This window comes from Schleiferilactobacillus harbinensis, assembly GCF_008694105.1.
GTDB classification, from domain to species: domain Bacteria; phylum Bacillota; class Bacilli; order Lactobacillales; family Lactobacillaceae; genus Schleiferilactobacillus; species Schleiferilactobacillus harbinensis.
Map to the genome: position 1 here is coordinate 329,088 of NZ_CP041364.1, position 23,591 is coordinate 352,678.

23 protein-coding genes are annotated in these 23,591 nt (G+C 53.4%); 16 read left to right on the plus strand and 7 right to left on the minus strand.

Features of this window, described 5'->3' with window-relative positions; all coding sequences use genetic code 11:
* Positions 1 to 477, plus strand: a complete 477-nt coding sequence (gene tsaE, locus FMM01_RS01660) for a tRNA (adenosine(37)-N6)-threonylcarbamoyltransferase complex ATPase subunit type 1 TsaE (RefSeq protein ID WP_082230917.1) — start codon at positions 1 to 3, stop codon at positions 475 to 477.
* A gap of 122 nt (positions 478 to 599) precedes the next feature.
* On the opposite strand, the gene FMM01_RS01665 is transcribed toward tsaE, so the two are convergent.
* Positions 600 to 1,133 carry a 3'-5' exonuclease gene (locus FMM01_RS01665; RefSeq protein ID WP_150391506.1) on the minus strand — a complete coding sequence of 178 codons (534 nt, stop codon included), beginning with the start codon at positions 1,131 to 1,133 and terminating at the stop codon, positions 600 to 602.
* Positions 1,130 to 1,930 carry an exodeoxyribonuclease III gene (locus FMM01_RS01670; protein ID WP_150391507.1) on the minus strand — a complete coding sequence of 267 codons (801 nt, stop codon included), beginning with the start codon at positions 1,928 to 1,930 and terminating at the stop codon, positions 1,130 to 1,132. The genes FMM01_RS01665 and FMM01_RS01670 overlap by 4 nt, the downstream gene beginning before the upstream one ends.
* A 152-nt stretch (positions 1,931 to 2,082) precedes the next feature.
* Here FMM01_RS01670 and murB point away from each other — a divergent pair, with 152 nt between their 5' ends.
* Both murB and FMM01_RS01680 read left to right on the plus strand, forming a co-directional pair.
* Complete coding sequence (murB, locus tag FMM01_RS01675) at positions 2,083 to 3,003, plus strand: UDP-N-acetylmuramate dehydrogenase (protein WP_051225081.1); 921 nt, start codon at positions 2,083 to 2,085, stop codon at positions 3,001 to 3,003.
* Positions 3,004 to 3,035: 32 nt separating this feature from the next.
* Complete coding sequence (locus FMM01_RS01680; RefSeq protein ID WP_223849988.1) at positions 3,036 to 5,141, plus strand: Na+/H+ antiporter; 2,106 nt, start codon at positions 3,036 to 3,038, stop codon at positions 5,139 to 5,141.
* Here the strand turns inward: FMM01_RS01680 and FMM01_RS01685 are convergent.
* Entirely contained in the window at positions 5,118 to 6,050 is a 933-nt protein-coding gene (locus tag FMM01_RS01685) for an alcohol dehydrogenase catalytic domain-containing protein (RefSeq protein ID WP_190973427.1), read from the minus strand. The two genes, FMM01_RS01680 and FMM01_RS01685, sit on opposite strands and share 24 nt — an antisense overlap.
* Before the next feature lie 178 nt (positions 6,051 to 6,228).
* Here FMM01_RS01685 and FMM01_RS01690 point away from each other — a divergent pair, with 178 nt between their 5' ends.
* From FMM01_RS01690 to FMM01_RS01710, 5 genes are read left to right on the plus strand one after another with little or no spacing between them, the layout of a single operon-like run.
* The gene (locus tag FMM01_RS01690) at positions 6,229 to 6,765 is read left to right on the plus strand and encodes a helix-turn-helix domain-containing protein (RefSeq protein WP_027827484.1); all 537 of its coding nucleotides are present in this window, start codon (positions 6,229 to 6,231) and stop codon (positions 6,763 to 6,765) included.
* A gap of 33 nt (positions 6,766 to 6,798) precedes the next feature.
* The gene (locus FMM01_RS01695; RefSeq protein WP_027827483.1) at positions 6,799 to 7,887 is read left to right on the plus strand and encodes an ABC transporter ATP-binding protein; all 1,089 of its coding nucleotides are present in this window, start codon (positions 6,799 to 6,801) and stop codon (positions 7,885 to 7,887) included.
* 44 nt (positions 7,888 to 7,931) lie between these two features.
* Complete coding sequence (locus FMM01_RS01700) at positions 7,932 to 8,726, plus strand: ABC transporter permease (protein ID WP_063515292.1); 795 nt, start codon at positions 7,932 to 7,934, stop codon at positions 8,724 to 8,726.
* On the plus strand, positions 8,710 to 9,531 hold the full coding sequence (locus FMM01_RS01705; protein ID WP_150391509.1) for an ABC transporter permease: 822 nt from the start codon (positions 8,710 to 8,712) through the stop codon (positions 9,529 to 9,531). The genes FMM01_RS01700 and FMM01_RS01705 overlap by 17 nt, the downstream gene beginning before the upstream one ends.
* Positions 9,528 to 10,601, plus strand: a complete 1,074-nt coding sequence (locus FMM01_RS01710; protein WP_027827480.1) for an ABC transporter substrate-binding protein — start codon at positions 9,528 to 9,530, stop codon at positions 10,599 to 10,601. Before FMM01_RS01705 ends, FMM01_RS01710 begins: the two co-directional genes overlap by 4 nt.
* Positions 10,602 to 10,913: 312 nt before the next feature.
* Here the strand turns inward: FMM01_RS01710 and FMM01_RS01715 are convergent, their stop codons facing one another.
* On the minus strand, positions 10,914 to 11,567 hold the full coding sequence (locus tag FMM01_RS01715) for a DUF1361 domain-containing protein (protein ID WP_027827479.1): 654 nt from the start codon (positions 11,565 to 11,567) through the stop codon (positions 10,914 to 10,916).
* A gap of 154 nt (positions 11,568 to 11,721) precedes the next feature.
* On the opposite strand from FMM01_RS01715, the gene cdaA reads away from it, so the two are divergent.
* The 6 genes from cdaA (at position 11,722) to tnpC (ending at position 17,408) form a co-directional block, all read left to right on the plus strand.
* Positions 11,722 to 12,588, plus strand: a complete 867-nt coding sequence (gene cdaA / locus FMM01_RS01720) for a diadenylate cyclase CdaA (protein ID WP_027827478.1) — start codon at positions 11,722 to 11,724, stop codon at positions 12,586 to 12,588.
* Positions 12,578 to 13,657 carry a CdaR family protein gene (locus FMM01_RS01725; RefSeq protein WP_150391510.1) on the plus strand — a complete coding sequence of 360 codons (1,080 nt, stop codon included), beginning with the start codon at positions 12,578 to 12,580 and terminating at the stop codon, positions 13,655 to 13,657. Before cdaA ends, FMM01_RS01725 begins: the two co-directional genes overlap by 11 nt.
* A 42-nt stretch (positions 13,658 to 13,699) precedes the next feature.
* Positions 13,700 to 15,076: a phosphoglucosamine mutase gene (gene glmM, locus FMM01_RS01730; RefSeq protein ID WP_150391511.1), complete on the plus strand. Its 1,377-nt coding sequence runs from the start codon at positions 13,700 to 13,702 to the stop codon at positions 15,074 to 15,076.
* A 146-nt stretch (positions 15,077 to 15,222) separates the two neighbouring features.
* Positions 15,223 to 15,417, plus strand: coding sequence for a hypothetical protein (locus FMM01_RS01735; protein WP_150391512.1), 195 nt, complete (start codon positions 15,223 to 15,225; stop codon positions 15,415 to 15,417).
* Entirely contained in the window at positions 15,392 to 15,751 is a 360-nt protein-coding gene (gene tnpB, locus FMM01_RS01740; RefSeq protein ID WP_057824131.1) for an IS66 family insertion sequence element accessory protein TnpB, read from the plus strand. Before FMM01_RS01735 ends, tnpB begins: the two co-directional genes overlap by 26 nt.
* A gap of 100 nt (positions 15,752 to 15,851) precedes the next feature.
* The gene (tnpC, locus tag FMM01_RS01745) at positions 15,852 to 17,408 is read left to right on the plus strand and encodes an IS66 family transposase (RefSeq protein WP_150391513.1); all 1,557 of its coding nucleotides are present in this window, start codon (positions 15,852 to 15,854) and stop codon (positions 17,406 to 17,408) included.
* A gap of 85 nt (positions 17,409 to 17,493) precedes the next feature.
* On the opposite strand, the gene FMM01_RS01750 is transcribed toward tnpC, so the two are convergent.
* A complete protein-coding gene (locus FMM01_RS01750) occupies positions 17,494 to 18,660 on the minus strand; it encodes an ArgE/DapE family deacylase (RefSeq protein ID WP_051225078.1) in 1,167 nt (388 codons plus the stop codon).
* Positions 18,661 to 18,883: 223 nt separating this feature from the next.
* Here FMM01_RS01750 and glmS point away from each other — a divergent pair, with 223 nt between their 5' ends.
* A complete protein-coding gene (gene glmS / locus FMM01_RS01755) occupies positions 18,884 to 20,698 on the plus strand; it encodes a glutamine--fructose-6-phosphate transaminase (isomerizing) (protein WP_150391514.1) in 1,815 nt (604 codons plus the stop codon).
* 159 nt (positions 20,699 to 20,857) lie between these two features.
* The gene (locus FMM01_RS01760) at positions 20,858 to 21,577 is read left to right on the plus strand and encodes a class I SAM-dependent methyltransferase (protein ID WP_150391515.1); all 720 of its coding nucleotides are present in this window, start codon (positions 20,858 to 20,860) and stop codon (positions 21,575 to 21,577) included.
* Here the strand turns inward: FMM01_RS01760 and FMM01_RS01765 are convergent.
* Positions 21,546 to 22,889 carry a D-serine ammonia-lyase gene (locus tag FMM01_RS01765; RefSeq protein WP_063515280.1) on the minus strand — a complete coding sequence of 448 codons (1,344 nt, stop codon included), beginning with the start codon at positions 22,887 to 22,889 and terminating at the stop codon, positions 21,546 to 21,548. The two genes, FMM01_RS01760 and FMM01_RS01765, sit on opposite strands and share 32 nt — an antisense overlap.
* Positions 22,874 to 23,518, minus strand: coding sequence for an endonuclease III domain-containing protein (locus FMM01_RS01770; RefSeq protein ID WP_190973428.1), 645 nt, complete (start codon positions 23,516 to 23,518; stop codon positions 22,874 to 22,876). Before FMM01_RS01770 ends, FMM01_RS01765 begins: the two co-directional genes overlap by 16 nt.
* Positions 23,519 to 23,591 lie beyond the last annotated feature (73 nt).

Consider the following 23,591-nt stretch of genomic DNA (forward strand, 5'->3'; position numbering starts at 1 on the left):
ATGCGGGAAATTATCACCAATGGGGCACAGGAAACAATTCAATTAGGCAAATCGCTGGGAGAAATTGCCGGACCTGGCGACGTGATTCTGCTGGACGGTGATCTTGGCGCCGGTAAAACGACGCTGACCAAAGGCATTGCCCGGGGCCTTGGCATTTCGCGCCCGGTGAAGAGCCCGACGTTTACCCTCATTCGCGAGTATCAGGAAGGCCGTCTGCCGCTGTACCACATGGATGTGTATCGGCTGGAAAATGGCGGCGCCGAAGATTTGGGTCTGGATGAATACTTTGACGGCGACGGCGTCAGCGTCGTTGAGTGGTCGGCGTTCATCACAGACCTGCTGCCGCTAGACTATGTGCGGATTCAAATTGAACGCACCGGTCAAAGCGACGACGCTCGCCGGATTCAGATTTCTGCTCAGGGTAATGAGTATGAGCGGTATGAAGACGTGGCGTGGCATAGCCGCAAGGATAATTAAATAGTTGGCAGTATGTCAAAAATCCCCGTGGACTGCAATTGCAATCTTACGGGGATTTTTGATTGACACAAGCTAGGACGAAACTCCATTTTTACGCATTGGCACGGCGTTCAACGAACTACTCAGACCATCTTCACAAATTTCTTCAACGCATCATCGCCAAAGGCATACTCTTCCTGCAGCAGAATCTGTGCGCAGGCAATGCTATCTGCCAACGCGTTGTGGTGCTGGCGCAAATCGAAGCCGAGGCCGGCGGCGACGGTGTTTAATTTGTGATTGGGCATCTCTGGATAAAACCGGCGCGACGTGCGCACTGTATCGATGAGCAGGTACCGCGGCGGTGTGATTCCGTAACTGGCCAAGGTCTCCCGCAGTACGCGGCTGTCGAACCCGGCGTTGTGCGCGGCTACCAGTTTATCCGGGGCAAAAAAATGGTCGATGTGCGGCCACACTTCCGCGAAGGTCGGGGCATCGGCCACGTCGGCGGTGTGGATGCCGTGGATCTTAGTGTTGCGCCAATCCAGCTTGCTTTGGGGCTTGATCAGGGTATAAAAAGAATCGACGATCTGGCTGTCGCGCACCACGACCAGCGCTAAAGAAAGCGCGGAATCGGGCCGCGCATTGGCTGTTTCGAAGTCCATGGCTGTGAAATTCACGCTTGCGGGGCACCTGCCTTTTCTTCAGTCTCGACGGGTTTCAGGGCATCCGTGGTGTCCAGCTCCACTGGACAATGGTCGCTGCCCAAAATCGTGGTCAGGATTTGCGCGTCGGTAATTTCCGGCTGCAGTCGTTGAGAGTAGCAGAAATAATCGATCCGCCAGCCGGCGTTGCGGCTGCGGGCCGCGAAACGGTAGCTCCACCAGGAATACATCACCTTGGTGGGGTGGAAGTGGCGGAAAGAGTCCAAGAACCGGTCTTTGAGCAGTACGCTGAACCCGGCGCGTTCTTGATCAGTGAAGCCGGCGTTGTGATGGTTGTTCGTCGGGTTCTTGAGATCGATTTCCTCATGGGCCACGTTCAAGTCGCCGCAGAAAATGACGGGTTTGGTTTCATCCAAGTGACTGACATACGCCCGGAAGGCCTCATCCCACCCAGTCCGATAGTCTAATCGCTTCAACTCACCGCCAGAGTTCGGGGTGTAGCAGGTGACCAAGAAAAATTTTGGAAATTCCAGGGTGATCACCCGGCCCTCATCGTCATCGAAATAGGGGGCGATCCCATAGGTAACAGCTAACGGCTTATATTTTGTAAACACTGCCGTACCGGAGTAACCCTTGCGTTCGGCGTAATTGAAGTATTGATAATACCCCGGTGTGTTCACTTCGGCCTGACCCTCGTGCATTTTCGTTTCTTGAATGCAAAAAATATCGGCATCCAGCGCTGTGAAGGTGGCTAAGAAGCCCTTCTTCAGGACGGCGCGGAGCCCGTTCACGTTCCAGGAGATTAATTTCATTTTTTCCACCTCATCAAATAGAATACATGATGCCAGTCCGAAACGTAAGCCCCCAAGCCCGCTGGCCGGATGTGCTAAACTATTGCTGTATACAGTTGTGCCCGATGCAGTAGAGGTATCACTGTTCAGTCTATGCAGATAGGTGGTCGCCCATGTTAGTTGATGTTGATTTTACTGATGTTTTGACCCAGGCCGGCTTTACCCCTTTACGGGATGAGCCTTTATCCAAGTACACATTCACCAAGACCGGCGGCCGCGCCGATTGGCTGATATTTCCCCGTACCCACGAAGAAACGATGCAGCTGGTGCAGCTGGCCGAAAATCACGGGATCCCGCTCACCATTATTGGTAATGCCTCCAATCTGATCGTGCGCGATGGCGGCATTCGGGGGTTGGTCTTAATTTTAACGCAAATGGCGCAGATTCGGATTGAAGAAACGGACATCGTCGCCGAGGCCGGTGCCCGAATCATTGATGTGGCCGAAGCCGCATGGCGGGCCGGGCTGAGCGGTCTGGAGTTTGCTGCCGGTATTCCTGGCAGTGTCGGCGGGGCAATTTTTATGAACGCTGGTGCTTATGGCGGCCAAATCGATGAAGTCGCCGCGGCGGTGACTTACTTGGACCGCAGCGGCCATCAGCACCGCGCGGCCGGCGAAGCGCTGCACTTTTCTTACCGGCATAGTTTGATCCAAGAGAATGATGGGATTGTCTTGACTGCGCGCTTCCATTTGCAGCGCGGGGATAAGGACGCCATCCGGGCCCGGATGGATCACTTCAATGCCCAGCGGGCAGCGAAACAACCGCTGGAGTATCCATCTTGCGGCAGTGTCTTCAAGCGGCCGGTGGGGCATTTCACTGGCCCGCTGATTATCAAAGCCGGACTGCAGGGCAAACAGATTGGCGGGGCACAAGTATCTAACAAACATGCCGGCTTCATCGTGAACATTGGTCAGGCCACGGCCTCCGACTATTTGGCCCTGATTGCTTTGATTGAGCAGACAGTCTGGACTAAGTTCGGTGTCCGTTTAGAGCCGGAAGTCCGGATCATCGGCGAAGCGCCAGAGCAGAAGTAGTTTAAGCAAAGGACGAAAGGAGCGGTACCAGCATGCAGATCGCCCTGATCGAAGGGGTTATCCTCTTGGTGGGGCTGGTGGTGTTGTCGAACATCATCAGTCACTACTTAGTGGATGTACCCATCAGCTTGATTCAGATCGCCGTTGGCCTGGTACTGGCCCTCTTTTTTGCGGTGAAGATACCACTGGAGTCGGATTGGTTCACCCTGCTGTTCATCGCGCCGCTGCTTTACAACGACGGGGTGAGCTTCCCCAAGCGCCAATTGTGGGAACTTAAAGGACCGATCATTGCCAACGCCATTCTGCTGGTTTTTGTCGCGACCTTTGTCGGCGGCTTGTTTTTTCACTGGCTGCTGCCCACGATTCCGTTGGCGACAGCCTTGGCTTTCGCGGCAATCATGTCGCCGACGGACCCGATTGCCGTAGAATCCATCGCGCGGCGGGCCAAACTGCCGGATTATATTCTGCATCTGGTGGCTGGAGAAAGTCTAATCAATGATGCCAGCGGTCTGATTGGTTTTAAGTATGGGGTCAACGCCACGGTCAGCGGGGTGTTCCATCCCCAAGCAGCGGTGTTGGACTTCTTCTACATCAGTATTGTGGGGGCGATCGTCGGGCTGCTGCTGGCATTCCTATTCCGGGCGGGGCAGACAATCTTGCTGGATCACGGGATTTCTGACGTTTTGCTGCACACGATCGTATCGCTGCTGATCCCCTTTGTCGTGTACCTGACGGCGGAGGAGGGCTTCCATGCGTCCGGCGTTATCGCGGTCGTGGTGGCGGGTATTTTTGCCTCCCAGCGGGCAGTCAACTTTTCCGCCCAGCCGGAATTGCGTATCGTGACGCAGCGGACCTGGCAGTTGGTGGTGTATTTGCTGAACGGGATGGTTTTCCTGATCTTGGGGATCGAATTGCCGGTTGCTTTCGGCGAGGCGGTCACCGATCCGGGCATCAATACATTGAATGCGGTGGGAATCGTCATTGCCATGTGGCTGATGCTGGTGGCCATTCGCGCCCTATGGACGTATGGGGCGGCTTTGCTCCATTCGTGGCGGGCGGCTAAGAACGCTCGGCCCAGTTGGCGGACGGCCATTCTCAGCGGTTTATCCGGCGTGCGCGGCGCCATTTCCATGGCCGCCGTCTTTTCTTTGCCGATGACGGTGGCTGGGGGCAAGCCCTTTCCGGAACGGGCCCTGCTGCTGTTTATTGCGGCTGGTGTCGTCATTTTGAGTCTGGTCATGGCCGCCATTTTATTGCCGATCCTTTCCCCTGGCAGCGGCTTGTTCCGGTCTCGGGGGAGTTCTGTGAACACGGCAGATGAAGAGGCTGATGCTGCGGCGGCCAGTGGTCAGACGATCGGTTTTGCCCAAGCCCAAAGTTACACGTATCGGGTGGCGATTACGGCACTGGAAAGTGAACGACGGCAGGATAACCAGCGGGCAGTATTGGCGATCATCAACGACTATGAGCGCCGATTGAAACAATTGCGGCAGCCCAACGGTGATAAAGTATCACCGCTGCTCGGTGAGAGTCTGCGCTTGCGGATCATCGGCGTACAGCAGGAGCGGCAGGCGTTAGACCACTTATGGCGGCAAAATTTAATTCAAGCGACGACATATCAGCGCAACGTCGCATTACTGCATCAACGGGAAGCTGATTATGCGGCCATGCTGACCAATAATTATCGGATCTGGCGCAGTGCGGGCCGGTTAATTCAGCTGCGCTATCAACAGGTACGGACTCGGATCAGTGCCAGCAATAATCGCAACAGTGCGCATCCGTTTTTTAATGAACAATTATTTGTGGAACGCGAATTAGCCAAGGGCGCGATCAAGGGTATTTCTCGGGTGACCAAGGAACCTGACTTTGCCGAGACGGCGATTTCACCCCAAAGTATTTATGAGGTGATCACTGCCTATCGGGGCCGAATCGCCCAGTTGAAGAGTCTTTCTGCGCCGCGTAATAATCAATTAGCCGATCAAATTAAAACACTCCGCCAAACCGCTTTAGCGGCTGAACGGAGTGCAGTTCAAGAGTTATTCGAAGCTGGCCGGATCACCCCGGAAGAGGCAACGCAACTGCGCCAGCAAATCAATTTTGCCGAGAATCTGGCACTAAGCAACCGCGATGACGGGTGAAGGCTGATTGGCGGCAAGCAGAGCAGCCGGCAGCTGGTCAAAGGAAATTGTCGGAAAATCTGGGAAAGGTGTCGGCCGTAAATTGGTTGCCAGCAGCTGCCAAAGTTCTGCCCGGTCCGCCGGCAGCAGATGAACGGAATTAATGCCTTGAAGCCGGATGCCGCGCAGAATAAACGGATAGATCGACGTGGTGAGCTGGGCCTGCCCCAGATTGCCCACGGCCACCACCGTTCCGCCGGGAGCGATTTGGGGCAAAATGACACTTAATGCGTCGCCGCCTACGGTATCCAGGGCGGCGGCGTATTTGGCGTGGGCCAAAGCTTGGGCCGGGGCCGGCCAATCATGCGCCGAACTGATCGTGACATTGGTGTAGCGCCGCCGCTGGAGGATTCCAGCAGCAATTTGGCCCACCGCACTATGGCCGCCGGTAATCAGAATGGGGGCGGTTTTGTCGGTCAAGGCCGTGACGCGAAAGAGTTCAGTCAACGCCGCGGCAGCCGTTAAGCCCGCCGTTCCCAAAGCCATTGCTTCTTGGGCAGACAATCCGGTGGGCAGCTGGGTCAAATACTGGATCGGTACTTGGGCATATTCGGCGAACCCGCCGTCCCGGGCCGTTCCCAGGTCAAAACCGGTGGCAATAACGGCCGTACCGACGGGCCACACCGGCTGATTGGAGGCAGTGATCACCCCGGCCAAGTCAATACCGCCCACTAAGGGATAGTCATTACCGGCAATTATTCGGTTTTTCGGATTCAGAGCCAGTCGGTCTTTATGATTGATCCGGCTATATTGCACCGCCACCAAGACTTGATCCGGCGGCAGCGTCCGGGCTGCCGGTAGCGCTTTGTTCACCCAAATCAGCGGCTTTGCGGAATCACCAGTGAATTGCAGGGCTTGGTATGTCGCCATGCCAGGGCCTCCTTTTTCTCGTAGATAATAATCATTATCATTATAACGGAATTTAACGCCAGTTTCGAACTTTTTGTGGTTTTTGCTTGCACTGAGACTGCTGTTCCGTATAATGGTCCGTGTACTAAACTTTTGGTTTAGTGTTACGTAACTGTGACAAAGGAAAGTAGGTCCCACCATGGATATTGGTTCCCGTATTCGGAATCTGCGCGTCCAGAAAAACTTGACCCAAGAAGAATTGGGTGAACGAACGGATTTAAGTAAGGGGTTTATTTCACAGCTGGAGAACAATCAGTCATCGCCGTCATTGGATACCTTTTTTGCCATCTTAGAGGTGTTAGGCACCACCCCGGAACATTTCTTCGCCGTGGCCGCGGAGCCGACTAAGGTCGTGTACAAGCCTGCAGAACAAACGGTGTACGAGGATGCGGACGAGCACTACACGCTGCACTGGCTGGTCCCGGATTCCAATGAAAAGCAGATGGAACCGGTGCTCTTGACTTTCAGCAGTGCTGGCGCGTTTAAGTCGTTTCCGCCATCACCGGCAGAAACCTTTATCTATTGTCTGCGCGGAACGATCATTCTGCGCTTAGGCGAGCAGGAGTATCAAGCCCAAGCGGGCGAAGCCATGTACTTTCGGGCGGATGCGCCCCATCAGTTGCGCTGTACCGGCCCCTGCCAGGTACTGATCACAGCGACAGATTCCTATTTATAACAAATTGATGCAGGGGGAGGAGTAAATGCCATCATGGCGACACCAATTATCGAATTTCACAATGTTAATAAATTCTTCGGCGACTTTCAGGCGCTGAAGAATATCAATTTTACTCTGGACCAGGGGAAGTTCTATTCTCTGCTGGGCCCGTCCGGATCGGGTAAAACGACCATTCTCCGGACGATTGCCGGCTTTAACACGGTCACCAGCGGGGAGGTCTTGTTTCAGGGCAAACCGCAAAACGATGTGCCAGCCAACAAACGCCGCGTGAACACGATTTTCCAAAACTATGCATTGTTTCCGCACTTGAACGTCTTTGACAACGTGGCCTTTGGCTTGTCCATTCGCCACGTCGCCAAGGCGGAGATCGAGACGCGGGTGATGGATACTTTGAAAATGGTTCGGCTGCAGGAACTGGCGAATCGGGAGATCAATGAGCTCTCCGGCGGTCAGCAGCAGCGGGTGGCAATTGCCCGGGCAATCATTAACGAACCTGAATTGCTGCTGCTGGACGAACCGTTGTCGGCGCTGGATAAGAAACTCCGCCAAGACATGCAGTATGAACTGCGGGAACTGCAGCAGCGATTGGGCATCACGTTTGTTTTTGTGACCCATGATCAGGAAGAAGCCCTGGCAATGAGTGATGAGATTTTTGTCATGGATGCCGGAGAAATTTTGCAAAGCGGGACCCCCGTGGATATTTACGATGAGCCGATCAACCACTTTGTCGCTGATTTCATCGGGGAATCCAACATTGTGAAAGGCACGATGATCAAGGATTACGAAGTCGAATTTGTCGGCAAGCGCTTTGAGTGTGCCGATGCCGGCATGCGGCCCAATGAGCCGGTGGAAATTGTCTTGCGGCCCGAGGATTTGGATGTGACGACCCCCGACAAAGGCAAATTGGTGGTCCAGGTGGATTCCCAATTATTCCGCGGTGATCACTTCGAAGTCGTGGCTTATGATGCGGACCACAACGAGTGGCTGATTCACTCCACCAACCCCGTGGAGGAAGATAAGGACATTGGGTTGTTCTTTGAACCGGAAGATATCCATGTCATGCGGTTCAATGAAAAGGAAGCCGACTTCGATGCGCGGCTGGAAACTTACGAAGGGGAGTGAACCGGGTGAGCAATACGGCTAAACGCCTTTATTACATTCCTTATATGCTATGGATCATCCTGTTCGTGATTGCGCCGGTGGCGTTGATCATTTATCAATCGTTCTTCAACTTGGATCATCAGTTCACGCTGGGAAATTACGCCACCTATTTCACGTCCGGCACCTATCTGCGGATGACCCTGAATTCATTCTGGTATGCGCTGATCATCACCGTGGCGACGGTATTGATCAGTTATCCGGCGGCACTTTTCTTAAATCAGTTGAAGCACAAGGACTTGTGGCTGCTGCTGATCATTTTGCCGACCTGGATCAACTTGCTGTTGAAAGCTTACGCCTTCATCGGGATTTTTGGCCAAAACGGGTCGGTGAACCAGTTTCTGGGCTTCATCGGCATCGGGCCCAAGCAGATCCTGTTCACCGATTTCAGTTTCATTTTTGTGGCGACATATATTGAAATCCCGTTCATGATCCTGCCGATCTATAACGCGATCGCCGAGATCGATCCAGCGCTGCTTAATGCCAGCCGGGATCTGGGCGCGACCAATTGGCAAACGCTGACCCGGGTGCTGCTGCCCCTGACCCGTAAGGGGGTCGTGGCCGGCGTGCAGGCGGTTTTCATTCCGTCGCTCTCCTTGTTCATGTTGACCCGCTTGATTGGCGGGAATCGGGTGATCACCCTGGGCACGGCGATCGAAGAGCATTTCTTGACCACCATGAACTGGGGCATGGGGTCCACGATTGGGGTCATCTTGATCGTGATGATGTTCCTGAGCATGGCTTTGACCGCAGAACGGCGGCATAAGCGAAAGGGGATTGGTACCGGTGCAAAAGAAAAATAAGCTGGGCCGGCTCTATCTGGTCTTTGTCTTCCTGGTCCTGTATCTGCCGATTGCCTACCTGATTTACTTTTCATTCAGCACCGGCTCGACCATGAATACGTTCAAGCAGTTCACTTGGGCTAACTACCAGACACTGTTTGCGGACACGCGGTTGATTCAAATCGTGCTGCAAACACTGCTGCTGGCGCTGCTGTCGTCCTTGATTGCGACGATCGTCGGGACCATGGGCGCCTTGGGTATCGCGGCAACCAAACGCCAGGCTAATCGAAATCTGCTGCTGTCGCTGAATAACATTCTGATGGTCTCGCCAGATGTCATTATCGGGGCGTCATTCCTGATTCTCTTCACCATGCTGGGGATTAGTTTAGGCTTTGGTTCCGTATTGGCCAGTCACATTGCCTTTTCGATTCCCATTGTGGTCTTGATGGTCTTGCCCCGTATCCAGGAAATGGACCATGCCTTGATCGATGCCGCCTATGATCTTGGGGCCAGTGGGCCGCAGGTGCTGAATCGGGTCATTTTGCCCTTCATCACTCCGGGAATCGTGGCCGGCTATTTCATGGCCTTTACCTATTCGCTGGACGACTTTGCCGTGACCTTCTTTGTCACAGGGAACGGCTTTGCCACCCTGTCTGTAGAAATATATTCCCGGGCGCGGCAGGGGATCTCACTCGAGATCAACGCCCTGTCAGCGCTGATGTTCCTATTCGCCCTGGTCTTGGTGCTGGTGTACTTCTTCATTCAGCTGCATCAGACGAATCGTCAGCGGCGGAATAAAGAAAAGGCAGGAGGCGCGGCGAAATGAAAAAATTAATGAGTTTCTTCATTGCTATCGTGGCGGCGTGTCTGCTCTTAACATTGGGGGTCAACCGGCTGGAACACGCCCAGGGTGACGCGAATGCCAAAACGCTGAATCTGTTCAACTGGGGCGACTATATCGACCCGGCGCTGCTCACGAAGTTTTCGAAAGAAACCGGCTATAAGGTGAATTACGAGACCTTCGACAGCAACGAAGCGATGCTGACGAAGATTCAGCAGGGCGGGACCAGTTACGATTTGGCCGTACCCAGTGATTATACGATCGAGAAAATGAAGAAGGAGCACCTCCTGCTGCCCTTGGATCGCAGCAAGATCAAGGGCATGAACAACATTGGCAAGGACTTTTTGAATAAGAGTTTTGATCCGGGCAATCGCTATTCGATTCCGTATTTCTGGGGCACCTTGGGCATCATTTACAATGACCGTTATGTGCAGGCTGATGAAATGCAGCATTGGTCTGATTTATGGAATCCCAAGTGGCGGCACAGTATCATGCTGGTGGACAGTGCCCGAGATATTTTAGGTCTGGCGCTGGTGAAAAACGGCGATTCGATGAATACTAAGTCCGTTGCGCAGGTGACTCGGGCGAAGGACAGTCTGGATGATCTGGCGCCCAACGTGAAGGCCATCGTGGCCGATGAAATCAAGATGTACATGATCCAAAACGAAGCGCCCTTGGCCGTTACGTGGTCCGGGGAAGCCAGTGAAATGCTGGCGAATAACAGCCATCTGCACTATGTCGTACCGACTGAAGGCAGTAATCTGTGGTTTGACAACTTGGTGATTCCGAAGACGGCGAAGCATTTTAAGGCGATCTACGCGTTCTTGAATTTTATGCTGGAGCCGAAGAATGCCAAGCAGAATGCGGAGTATGTTGGTTATGCGACGCCGAACGACAAGGCGAAGGCGATGCTGCCGAAGGCAATTCGGAATGACAAGCAGTTTTATCCGGAGCCGAAGACGATTGGCAAGCTGCAGGTTTATGATGACTTGGGGTTGAAGACCGTGGGAATGTATAACGACTTGTTCTTGGAGTTTAAGATGCACCGGTCATGAGTTAGGTGGGGCTTTGATTGCCGTGCCAATGCTGCACAACCTCCGGCGGAATTGGGCTGGCGGAGCGCAGCAAGTGCGAAGCCGAAGGCGTAGCTAGTGGTGACGGCGCTTTGAGCCCGCAAAAAACGCGGTCTCAAAGTCGCCTAACCACATCGGCGGCAAGCCGCCGTGTGGTTGCACCACTGAGCCCATTCCGCCTCCGGTTGCTCCGCGTTGGCACTAGATACACGCAGACTGATAGACTGAAGATTACTTGAATACAAAAGCAGCCCCTGAAATCTGTATCTCGGATTTCAGGGGCTGCTTTTGTGCCTAGTCAGACCGTTTCGTTTGTCTGCTGTAGACCATTAGGGCCCAGATGATGTACTGCAGGATCACCATCAAGCCGACGAAACCGGCCATGTGCCAGGACCACATTTGCATGATGGGGCGCCAGATGAGGTCGGGGGTGAGGAGGTAAAAGGTGTGCAGGCGGAGGAAGCGGCCGATGTAGATACCGATGCCCACCAGGATGTAGAAGGCCAGCCGGACGACTGGGAGCCAATTGTGCCGGCGGTTGGGCCAATAGGCCAGCATCCGCTGCAGGATGCGTTCACTACCGATTTGGGCGACGCCGGCGCTGATCAGCCCGATACCCACCAACAGGAGAAAATGGGTCCAGAGCGGTAATGAATTGCGGATCAGTCCGGAGAAGCCATAGGGACGCAATAGAGACAAATGGAAAAAATCGGTTAAGATATACGGCGCGTTGGGATAAAACAGCAGCCAAACTAGGGCTGTCAGCCAAAAGACAATAGGCCAGCGAAACCGGTGGTACTGCAACCAGAAGCCGATTTCAATGGGAATATAGGCTAGGAGGGTGTTAAAGGCCAAGAAGCTGAAGGCGTCTTGGATCAGCCATGCGGTCAACCCGATGTACACCCAGAAAAATAGCCGGATACCCCAGCGCCATGCACGTTCTGACATTTTCTCCCTGCCTCCAAATTTTTCTTTACAACCATCATACAATGCCGCCGCGGTCTGTGCCAGAATTCTCCAGGGAACCAGCGGCGCCCTATGCTATAATGTTTGAGTTAGCGCATGTGCGTGGAAAATGGAGTAAACGAGTGGGAGTGAACTGATGCAATTGTCATTTAGCAACCTGATCAGCTGGCAGTCGTTGGCCAATCTGATCGATATCTTAGTGGTCTGGTACGTGATCTACAAATTGATCATGCTCATTCGCGGGACTAAAGCGGTCCAGCTCGTGAAAGGGATCGCGGTTATTGTCGTGGTCAAACTAGCCAGCATGCTGCTGCATCTCACGACGATTTCTTTCTTGATGGATCAAATTCTGACCTGGGGGGTCATTGCACTGGTGATCGTCTTCCAGCCCGAAATTCGTCGCGGCTTGGAGCACTTGGGCCGTGGCTCGATATTGCAGCGGGCTAGTCAGGACCAGAACCGGATCGCCGAGCGGATGATCAATGAATTGGACAAAGCCATTCAGTATATGGCTAAGCGGCGCATTGGTGCGCTGATTTCAATTCAAATGAAAACCGGGTTGGAGGATTATATTGAAACCGGGATTCCTTTGGATGCGGACATTTCCAGCGGCTTATTGATCAATATTTTTATCCCCAATACGCCGCTGCATGATGGGGCCGTGATCATTCGCGACAACCGTATTGCCGTAGCGGCGGCCTATTTGCCGCTTTCTGAAAGCAACACGATCCCTAAAGAGTTAGGGACGCGGCACCGTGCGGCGGTGGGAATCAGTGAAGTGACTGATGCTTTGACTATTGTCGTCTCGGAAGAAACCGGCGGTGTCACTTTAACAAAAAACAGCCAGTTGATGCGGGACATGAGTCAGGCCGAGTATCTCAAGTATCTGCGTTCCCAATTTATCGTCGCTGATAAAGAACCGAATCAATGGGATCGGATTCGTGATCGCATCGTCCACTTCTTCACCGGTAATGGTAATGGAGGTGACCACCATGTGGACTAAAATCACCAATAGCAAGTGGTTCTATCGGATCATTTCTCTGGCTTTTGCCCTGCTGTTATTCACGTATGTCAACTACAACAGCTTGGTCACCAACCGGAATACGGCAGAACGCCAAGCGATCGCCGCGACGACCAAGAAGACCTTGAAAGTGCCCCTGCAGCTGAATGCTGATACTGACAAATATTATGTAACCGGCTATCCGGCCAAGGTATCCGTGACGCTGGAGGGCCCGTCCTCCTTGGTATCGATGACCGTCAATACCCAGAATTTTGAGATCGTGGCCGATCTGAGCAAGCTCAAGGTGGGCAAACACGTCGTTAAACTGAAGGCCTCCGGCTTGAACAAGGAGCTGACCTATGAGATTTCGCCGAAAGAAATCACGGTGAATATCCAAACTCGGCGGACGCAGAAGTTCCCGATTCAGGTCACTTATAATAAAAACGCGATTGCCGACGGCTATATCACAGATCAGCCCAAGCTGAGTCAAAATACAGTGGAAGTCACCGGAGCAACAGACGAAATTCGCAAGATTGCTCGAGTCGTCGCCAATGTGCCGCTGTCGCGGGATACGAAGACCACCTCGAACCAAGAGGTCCTCTTGCAAGCCTTGGATAGCAACGGTAATATTGTGAATGCTGTTTTGGATCCCCAGACCATTCACGTCACCTTGGGCATTCATCTGCCCAGTAAGACGGTGCCGCTGAGCTTGTCCACTGAAAAAGGCCAGAGCAATCTGGCGTATTCGGTGACGACCAGCGTGAAAACTGTGAAAATCACCGCCCCCAGCGATGTGCTGAATAAAATCAAAGAGCTGACTGTGCCCATTGATGTCAGCAGCATCACCTCGGCAGGCAGTTATAACCAACAGGTGTCCATTCCGTTGAAAGATAATGATCTGGATGGCGCCGATCCCAGTTCGGTGAAAGCGACCATTAAAGCGGCCACGGACCGATCTGAGAGTGAAAGTGAAAATGAAAGCGACAGTACGCCGACCGCCAGCAGCAGCCGCAGCAGTACCAGCAGTAGCAGTAGTAGTGATAGCAGCAGTAGCAGCAGTAGTAATGAGTGACCGGTTACCGGTCCAATAACAATTAGGATTGGAGTTTTGGCTATGACAACGAAGTACTTTGGGACAGATGGGGTTCGGGGAATCGCTAACCGGGAATTAAGTCCGGAGCTGGCATTTAAACTAGGCCGGGCAGGCGGCTATGTGCTGACCCAGCACGCGACTGAAAAGGATGCTGAGGGTGCGCCGCACGCCCGGGTTTTAGTGGCCCGGGATACTCGAATCTCCGGGGAAATGCTGGAACATGCACTGATCGCTGGTTTGCTGTCAGTGGGGATTGAAGTACTTAACCTGGACGTAATCACGACTCCGGCGGTGGCCTATTTGACCCGAGTACAGAATGCTAACGCGGGGATCATGATTTCTGCCTCCCACAACCCGGTGGCGGATAATGGCATCAAGTTCTTTGGCCCGGACGGGTATAAATTATCTGACGAAACGGAAGAGGAGATTGAAGCCTTGCTGGACGCACCGGAAGATACCTTACCTCGGCCTGAAGCAAAGGGTTTGGGTACTGTTGCCGATTATCCAGAGGGTGCATTGAAATATCTGCAATTCTTAGAACAATCCGTTTCGGAAGCGTTGGATGGCATTCCCGCTGTATTTGACGGGGCCAATGGGTCCACGTCGGCCCTGATCAGCCGGTTGTTCGCGGATGTGGATGTCGATTTCACAACGATCGCCACGAAGCCCAATGGCTTGAACATTAACGATCACGTCGGCTCCACCCACCCTGAGTTATTAGCCAAGACCGTCGTCGAACGGCACGCTAAGATGGGGGTCGCCTTTGATGGCGATGGCGATCGGGCGATTGCCGTGGATGAAAAAGGCAATATCGTTGATGGCGATAAGATCATGTATATTTTGGGCAACTACTATGATCAGCGCGGCCGCTTGAAGAAGGATACCGTGGTCACGACGGTCATGAGCAATATTGGGCTCTACAAGGCCCTGGACAAGGCCGGTATGCATTCTGAGCAGACCCCAGTGGGCGACCGCCACGTCGTGGAAAAGATGCGCGAGGGGGGTTACAACCTGGGCGGCGAACAGTCCGGCCACATTATTATTTTTGATTTCCATAATACTGGTGACGGTATGCTGACGGCCCTGCAATTGCTGAATGTGATGAAACAGACTGGTAAACCGTTGTCTGAACTTGCTGCCCCGGTAAAGACCTATCCGCAAAAGCTTGTGAATATTAAAGTCCAGGCCAGTGCCAAGAACAAATGGCGGGAACACCCGGAAATCATGGCGACCATTGATACGGTAGAGAAAGAAATGGCCGGCGATGGCCGGGTGCTGGTACGGCCCTCCGGAACAGAAAGTCTTTTACGGATCATGGCGGAAGCGCCGACTGAAGAAAAGGTCAGCCAATACGTTGATCAAATCGCCGATGTTGTCCGCAATGTTATGGGTGAATAATTGAATTCAGACTGAAAAAACCGCCATTGGCGGTTTTTTTGTTTGTCTACGTAATATTAATTTGTAAGCGGTCGTTAAACGGGTATATGGTTCGCGCCGTAGCCTCCTTGTATGCTTGAGTCATCAAGTGCACAAGGAGGCTTTTTATGGTTCAAATTAAAGATATTGTGCCGGTTCAAATGACAGATCGGACACCCAGCACTGGTGGGAAGCCCCAGATAGCTGCTCGAATCAAGCTCAAAGATGCCGAAGTGATTTTTTATAATGGTGCTGATCGGAGCACTCGGCACATCGTCTTACAGGAGTTGACTGGTAATGTTCCCCAATATCCAAGAACTTAACATCTACATCATCTGTGGCAAGACTGACCTCCGCAAAGGAATTGACGGTTTAGCTGCCTCACTGCGGGAACTCTATGGTGAGAACGAAGTCCCGTACGACCACTCACTATTCCTATTTTGCGGCAGTCAGCGGGACCGGTTCAAGGCCCTTTACTGGGATCGCAGCGGCTTCGTCCTCTATTACAAGCGGTTCGAGAACGGCCACCTGCAATGGCCCCGCAACCGGTCCGACGTACAACGACTAAGCCATTACCAGTTAAAACGATTGATCACTGGTCTAAGTATTATTGAGAGGCGTACCATTCATGACCGCAGGGTCGGATATACCAATTAAATGTGGAAGAGGATGCCAAATGAAATTTGGTATTACCTCTTCCTTTTTATGATCTATAAATGATATAATCCAATAATCAATAATTCAGGAGGGCCACACATTGGTCGACCCAAAAAATAGCATTGCACTCGCAGATGCCACCCCCGAGCAATTACGGACTATCGTCCAAAATTTACTCCACGAAAACCAACAGATGCAGGAGCAGCTGGCCGTATTGAAACGTGTTCTCTATGGTCGTCGCCGCGAATCCAGCCAAAATTTGCCAGATGGGCAAACCAACCTCTTCAACGAACACGTGCTCACCCAGGAAGAACAAGCAGCGGTCGCCAAGGCGAGTGGCGAAGACGAGCCAGTCAAGAAACGCCCTAAGAAAGTGGTTCACCGAAAATCGATGGACCTGAGTCAATTACCACAAAACACTCGCGACTATACTTTAGACACTGAAGATCAGATTTGCCCAGGATGTGGGAAGATGATGGCCGATATTGGGCGGACAGCCGTACGTAAAGAGGTCGACTTTGTCCCCGTTAAGTTGTTGGCCACCACTGTTTACCAGCACACTTACGTCTGCACTAACGAGCAGTGTTTACAAGACCACGGTAAGGTAATCACCAAGAAAGCAGACGTACCGAAGCCCGTGATCTCCCACAGTATGGCTTCAAATGCGGTCGTGACCGAATCAATCTTGACCAAATTTATCTATAAAGTGCCGGATTACCGGCAAGAAAAGCTCTGGCATAATCGTGGCGCAGATTTTACCCGGCAAGCCCTGTCTGGTTGGCCTATCAAGGCAGCCGAAGAATATCTGCGGCCGCTCTACAATTTGATGCATCAAGAACTGCTGGCCCAGGATATCATTCACGCCGATGAGACGCCCTACCGGGTGCTCGCCATCAAGAAGGCCAAGACCTATTACTGGGTTTACACCTCAGGCAAGTTTGCGGAGCATCAAATTATCCTGTATGACCACGGCGACACCCGCGGGTACGGCGAAGCTGAGCGCTTCCTTAAGGGATATACGAAATACCTGCAGACCGATGGCTATGCTGTGTATCCCCGGTTGCCGGATCTGACCAATGTTTATTGCTGGGCGCACGTCCGGCGGAAGTTCGACGAAGCGGTTACCGGTGGTGATACCGGATTGGCACCCATTGGTCGGCAATACTGTAATGAGATGTTCCACTTGGAACAGGGATGGCGTGGCCTGCCCGCAACTGAGCGACTTGCGCAGCGTAAAGAACACCTCCAGCCGCAGATGGATGCCTTCTTCAAATGGTTGTTTGAATTGGGTGACAGTTACTTACCGAAATCCAAACTTGGTCGCGCAGTTGAATACGCACTGGGCCATGAAGTAGGATTACGGGCGGTTCTCCAAGACGGCCGGTTGGAGTTATCCAATAACCGGGCCGAACGAGCCGTCAAAGAGCTGGTGATGGGCCGCAAAAATTGGCTCTTCTCACAGAGCAAACGCGGCGCCGTAGCGACGGGCATCTTATTAAGTGTGCTCAAAACTGCAGAGATAAATCACCTCGACCTTCGTCAATACTTGAACTATTTGTTTGCGGCATTACCTAATTTGCCGGTGCCCGGGGACTTGACGGTCCTACAGGACTATTTACCCTGGTCACCGAAAGTGCAGGAGATCTGCCACGAATAAATAATTCGAGTACAGCAGTGGCGCAATCCTTATGTTAGAGGGTTGCGCCACTTTTTCATATACGCCCGTTTAACGACCTCTTACATTAATTTTGTTGTTCCATCAGCCCAGCACCGAAATGGGTGAAGAGATCGGTGTATAGGTGAATGGCTGCTAAGTAGTCGGCCACTTTGATATGTTCATCGACTTGGTGGTTGGTGTCATTCCCAGGTCCGAAAACCGCGAAGGGGAACCCGTTTGGAATCATCACGGATGCATCGGAAATCGCGGGTCCGCCGATGACGTCGGCAGTATCATACCCATTAGCGCGGAGAATGGCTTGGAGTTGTTTGATCAGCGGATTATCCGGCGCGCTGGCCAGCGCAGGCAAAGCCGAATCAACGTGAATCGATCCGTCAACGCCCTGTTTCTTAGATTCTTGAACTGCAGTCTGCAGGGCCTGACTGAACTGGTCATTATTGGCCGTCGGGGTGGAGCGAATATTTCCCCGGAAATAACCAGACTCAGGGATGATATTCACCTGCACGCCACCGCCGATCAAGGTGGGGTTGTACGTTGCGTGGCCCAGCAGCGGGTCTGTTTTATCCGTTAAGACTTTCGCCTGGGCTGCTGTGAGTGCAGCCAGTGTCAGCAGATCATTGATGGCGTTTTTACCCAATTCCGGCTGGGAGCTGTGAGCCGCCTTGCCTTTGACTTGGGCGGTGAAATCTAAGATTCCCTTTTCGCCGTGCCAAATCGTTTTGAACCCGGTCGGTTCCGCAACCAGCAGCGCATCAAGATCTTTGGTGAAGCCCAGCTTGGCTAACTTTGCTGCGCCGCCGTTGTCGACTTCCTCACTGGTCGTGCCCATGAACCGAATCCGGTTGGGCAAATTAGTCCCGGCGACATTCGTCAAGGCCACGACCAGTGCCGCTAACCCCGATTTCATATCGCTGGCACCGCGGCCGTATAACAGCCCATCCTTGATGGTGGCCGCAAAGGGCGGGTAGGTCCAGTCTTTTTCATTACCCGCCTTGACCACATCCATATGTCCGGAAACGCCTAATAATGGAGCGTCCGCATTCTTTCCGACATCTAACACCAGTTCCTCACGCCCATCGGCGTAAGGAATGCTCTGCTTATGAAAATAGTGTGCTTTCCCAGAAGCCTCAATGAATTCCCAAATCCGCTCGGCGACAGTTTCTTCCTGTTCGCCGACGGAGGGGATCCGGATCAGATCCTGAAGAAAGGCAATGGCAGTTCCATCTGACATAAAATCACCTCGCCGGTATTTTCGCATACTGGCGGGCTGAACACAATGGTATAGACATATATACCAAAACCTGACATCCGAGAATACCAATGCATTTTTTTGTTGACTAAATGGATAAACCCGTATAACATACTTGGCAGACACAAGGGATTGGTTCCGGATACCTGTCTATACCAAATAGGTAGACCAAGCCCACCAATTATATTGTCGCGGAGGTTTTATTATGTGCGGAATCGTCGGTGTGATCAGTGCTAAACCGGTTCAAAAGATTTTAATTAATGGATTACAAAAATTGGAGTATCGCGGCTATGATTCAGCGGGTATTTTTGTCAACAGCGCCCGCAACGGTCAGCATGTGGTGAAGACAGTAGGTAAAATTGCCGCCTTAAAGGCCCAGCTGACCCCGGCGGTAGAAGGCACGATGGGTATCGGCCACACCCGCTGGGCGACTAACGGTGCACCGACAGATGCCAATGCCCACCCTCAATACTCAGCAGACGAGCGCTTTTACTTGGTTCACAACGGGGTGATCACTAACGCCGCGGCGTTAAAAGACCAGTACTTGACGGGGGTGCCGTTCAAATCACAGACCGACACCGAAGTCGTGGTCCAATTGGTGGCTAAGTTCGTGGCTGACGAGGGATTAACACCGGCTGCTGCCTTTTACAAGACTTTGAATTTGCTGCAGGGCTCCTATGCATTTGTCTTGGCGGATGCTGAAGATCCCAACACGCTGTATGCGGCAAAAAACAAATCACCGTTATTGGTCGGCATCGGCGAGGGTGCTTACTACGTCGGCTCCGATGCCATGGCGATGATCGATCAGACGAAACAATTCAAGGCACTGCAGGATGGTGACGTCGTGATCATGCACCAGGATGAATTGACCATCACCGATTTGGCGGGCGACTTTGTCCACCGCGATACGTTCACGGCCAACATTGACGCCAGTGAAATCTCTAAAGGAACTTACCCGTATTACATGCTTAAGGAGATTGACGAACAGCCGGCCGTGATGCGCCGCATCGTTGATGCTTACTTACCGGCCGACGGCAGTGTGACCGTATCGGCGGACTTGCTGACAGCACTCGACCAAGCGGATCGGCTGTACATCGTCGCCGCCGGTACCAGCTACCATGCGGGCTTAGTGGGCAGCTACTTATTCGAACAAGTAGCCGGCCTGCCCACTGAGGTGCATTTGGCCAGCGAGTTCGGCTACCACATGCCGCTGCTGTCCGCCCATCCGTTCTTCCTGCTGCTGTCCCAAAGCGGTGAAACTGCAGACAGTCGGGAAGTACTGGTCAACGTGAAGAAACAGGGCTATCCAGTTTTGACCATGACGAATACTGCTGGGTCGACGCTGTCCCGGGAAGCCGATTACACGATGCTGCTGCATGCCGGTCCGGAAATCGCCGTGGCGTCTACCAAGGCGTATACAGCTCAAATCGCGGTGCAGGCGGTCTTGGCCAAGGCCTTGGGGCTGCATCGCAACCTGACGGCCGCCAAAGCGTTGAACCTGCGTCATGAGTTAAGTCTAGCTGCCGCTGGAATGCAAACACTGGTGGACGAAAAAGACCAGATCAAGAATCTGGTTGGTCAGTATTTCCCGAATCAAGCCCATGCGTTTTACATTGGTCGGGGTGAGGACTATCCGCTGAGCTTGGAGGCCGCACTGAAGCTCAAAGAGGTCTCCTACGTCCACACGGAAGGCTTTGCCGCCGGCGAGCTGAAGCACGGTACCATTGCCCTGATCGAAGAAGATACTCCGGTCTTGGCATTCATTACCGATGACGCCACCGCTGCGCACACCCGCAGTAATCTGCAAGAAACCGAAGCCCGGGGCGCCCACACAATGACCATCGTCAGTGAGCATCTCGCCCAGCCGACAGACAATATTGTCCTGCCGGATGTGGCCCCGCTGCTGAGTGCTTTGGTTGGGATCGTACCCGCCCAGCTGATTGCGTATTATGCCGCGTTAGGCAAGGGCCTGGACGTGGATAAGCCGCGGAACTTGGCCAAGAGTGTGACAGTTGAATAATTAATTAAGGCATTGCCGATGAGCACAGTATTCCTGCGGGAATGCTGTGCTCATTTAGTATACTGAGAAGAGAAAAGCGGAAAGAAGGTTGAGACCATCAACTCTGGAGACAGTGAAACAGCCGCCGCGTGGGATGACTTCGCGGCGGAGTATTATGCCATGCAGCAAGCAGACCGGCTGCCCTTGGTACCGGATATGGCCCACTGGCTGCTGACGGAGAAGATTCTGCCTGCTGGTCGGGTGCTGGATCTAGGCAGCGGCAGCGGCCGTTTCTCGCCCATGCTGGCCCGGCACGCCCAGACTTTGACCCTGATGGATATCAGTGCCCAGATGCTCCAGTACGCCCAGCAGGCGCTCCAGGCGGCCGGTCAGCACGCTCAGACCGTGATCCGGGCGCCCTGGACTGAATTTGCCCGGCGAGACCAGCAGTATGAAGTGATTTTTGCCCATATGGCACCATTTTTAACGCCTGCCGACATGCCCCGGCTGGCCCGGCTGCTGGCGCCTGCTGGCACCTTTGTCCTCAGTCGGGTGAGCGGCCGAACCGACTTGATATTTGACCAGTTTATCCGCGCGTTCCCTGAACTTAAAGCCCATTACGTGAGTGAAACCGAACAGCCGCTGGCACAGTGGCAGCAAAAAAGCCGCCAGGCCGGCTGGGCCCAACGGCAAACATCATTCAACTATCAGTATACGGAAGAAATCGACCGTGACTATCTCACCGAAGAACTGCCGCCACTACTGAGCGCCGCGCACCAGCAGGCGTTTCAAGCGCTGATTGATCGGCTCTTCGGGGCGACCGCCACGCAGGTTACACAAAAGACGCTGACAGTGGGGGTGACTGCCTTCACTCCGCCAGCAACTGATCGCCGGTCTTAATGTAGTCAGCCATCTCCGCAGCGGGGACCATGCTGCCGCCGGTGGCCCAAATGATATGGGTGGCATTTTCCACCGGGTAGCCGAGTTTGGCCAGAGCAGGGAAGGAACGTTCCAAAATGGCCAAGCCGCCCGCGCCGGATGGTTCGACATTATGGTGTTCCTGCTCGGCCAAACGAGCGGTCCAGCGCATCATATCGTCATCTGGGAAGGTGCAGCTGCCTAAGAGCAGGGTGTCCATGACCCGGCCGGCTAAGCGGGATGGGCGGGGCACAGCTAAACCGTCGGCGGCTGTTTTTCCGTCGATGCCTAAATCGTAGACGTCGATTTTTTCCTGCAGTCCGCTGATCATCCCGATCGTGACCGACGGCATGTGGGTCGGTTCCGCGAAGATGCCATGGATATTGGCCCCTAGGACGGTCTTCAAACCAAAGGTGACGCCGCCAGGGGAACCGCCGACGCCGGCCGGCAGATAAACAAAGACGGGGTGGTCGGCATCCAGCTTGATGCCGGCATCCTTTAATTGTTTGCCCAGCCGAATTGCTGCTACGGCATATCCCAGGAACAGATCGGTGGAGCCTTCGTCGTCAATGAAGTACGTATTTGGCTCGCTTTCGGCTTTTTTCCGTCCGGCGGTGATCGCAGTCGTGAAGTCTGCGTCATATTCCACCACGGTGACGCCATTGGCTCGGAGTTTATCCTTCTTCCACTGGCGGGCATCGGCGGACATGTGGACGGTAGTTTGAAAGCCTAGGGTCGAGGCCATCAGGCCAATGCTCAGGCCCAGATTGCCGGTGGAACCAACAGCGATCCCGTACTTGGAAAACATCTGCTTGTAGCGGGGACTGTTCAAAATCCGGTAATCATCGGTGTAGGCTAAATCGCCTTCGCGCATCGCGATGGTTTCCGCGAATTTCAGTACTTCATAAATGCCGCCTCGGGATTTGATGGAGCCAGACACTGGCAGTTCACTGTCGGCTTTCATATAAAGCTTGCCGGGAAAGGCAGTCCCAGTATCCTGGCTGATCTGGTTTTCTAAATGCGGCAGGCGGTAAATGGGGGATTCAATGATCCCGCCGGCCGCCGCGGTTTCGGGGAAGACTTCCGCCAAATACGGCGCGAACCGGCGCCAGCGGGTACCGGCGTCAAAGACGTCGGCTTCGCGCAGACTGGCGGCGTCATCACGCGGCGCACCATAGTGGGGATTGGCCCAAAACGTGGGTGTCTCAGCGGCATACGGGGCCAGCGCAGGAAACTGCGCCAGCAATTCTTGTTTGTCCAAACTTGTGACCTCGCTTTTTAGGATTGGTTCCATTCTAAACGGTACTGACTCATTGGTAAATCTTGCCATTGGGATTTTGTATATTTTTCCTTTTCCACAGCCACGATCAGGGCGTGGAAGTTTTGCAGGCCGCGCAGGGTGAAATTCGGTAATTGATCGGCCACGGCCTTTTGGGCAGCTAAGTAACTGGCCGGCAGCATGATCTCGAACCGGTTAAAAAAGCGCCGGGTGTATTTATCGATGATGACGGTAGGGACACTCAGCACATATAAGAGGATGTCGTCGGCCGTTTCATCGCCGATCCCGCTGAGCGCCACCAGACTGGTCCGCAACTGCTGGGGAGGGGTGCGCCGCAGCCGGGCTAAATCATCGTTGGCTGCTGCCAGCCAGGTCAGCAAGTTCTGAATCGTTTGCGCCTTGCGGGTGAAAAATCCAGCCGGGCGGATCAAATCCTGCAGCTGGTCCGTGGACAGCGTCCGCATTTGGTGCGGGATCATGCCAGTGGCTTGGGTCAGCGCTGCAATGGCCTGGTCAACATTGCGCCAATTGGTATTTTGAATCAATACGCTGCCAAACAGGATTTCCCAATCGCTGCGGCCAGGCCACCAACCCTGGTCGCCATAAGTATCATAGAGCAGGTTATAAAGCTGTGTTAACTGCACCGGAGGGTCACTTCCTTCGTATAATATTGTACGCTTTCAGACGAAATATTGAATTGCCGCCTGCTTTTTGGTA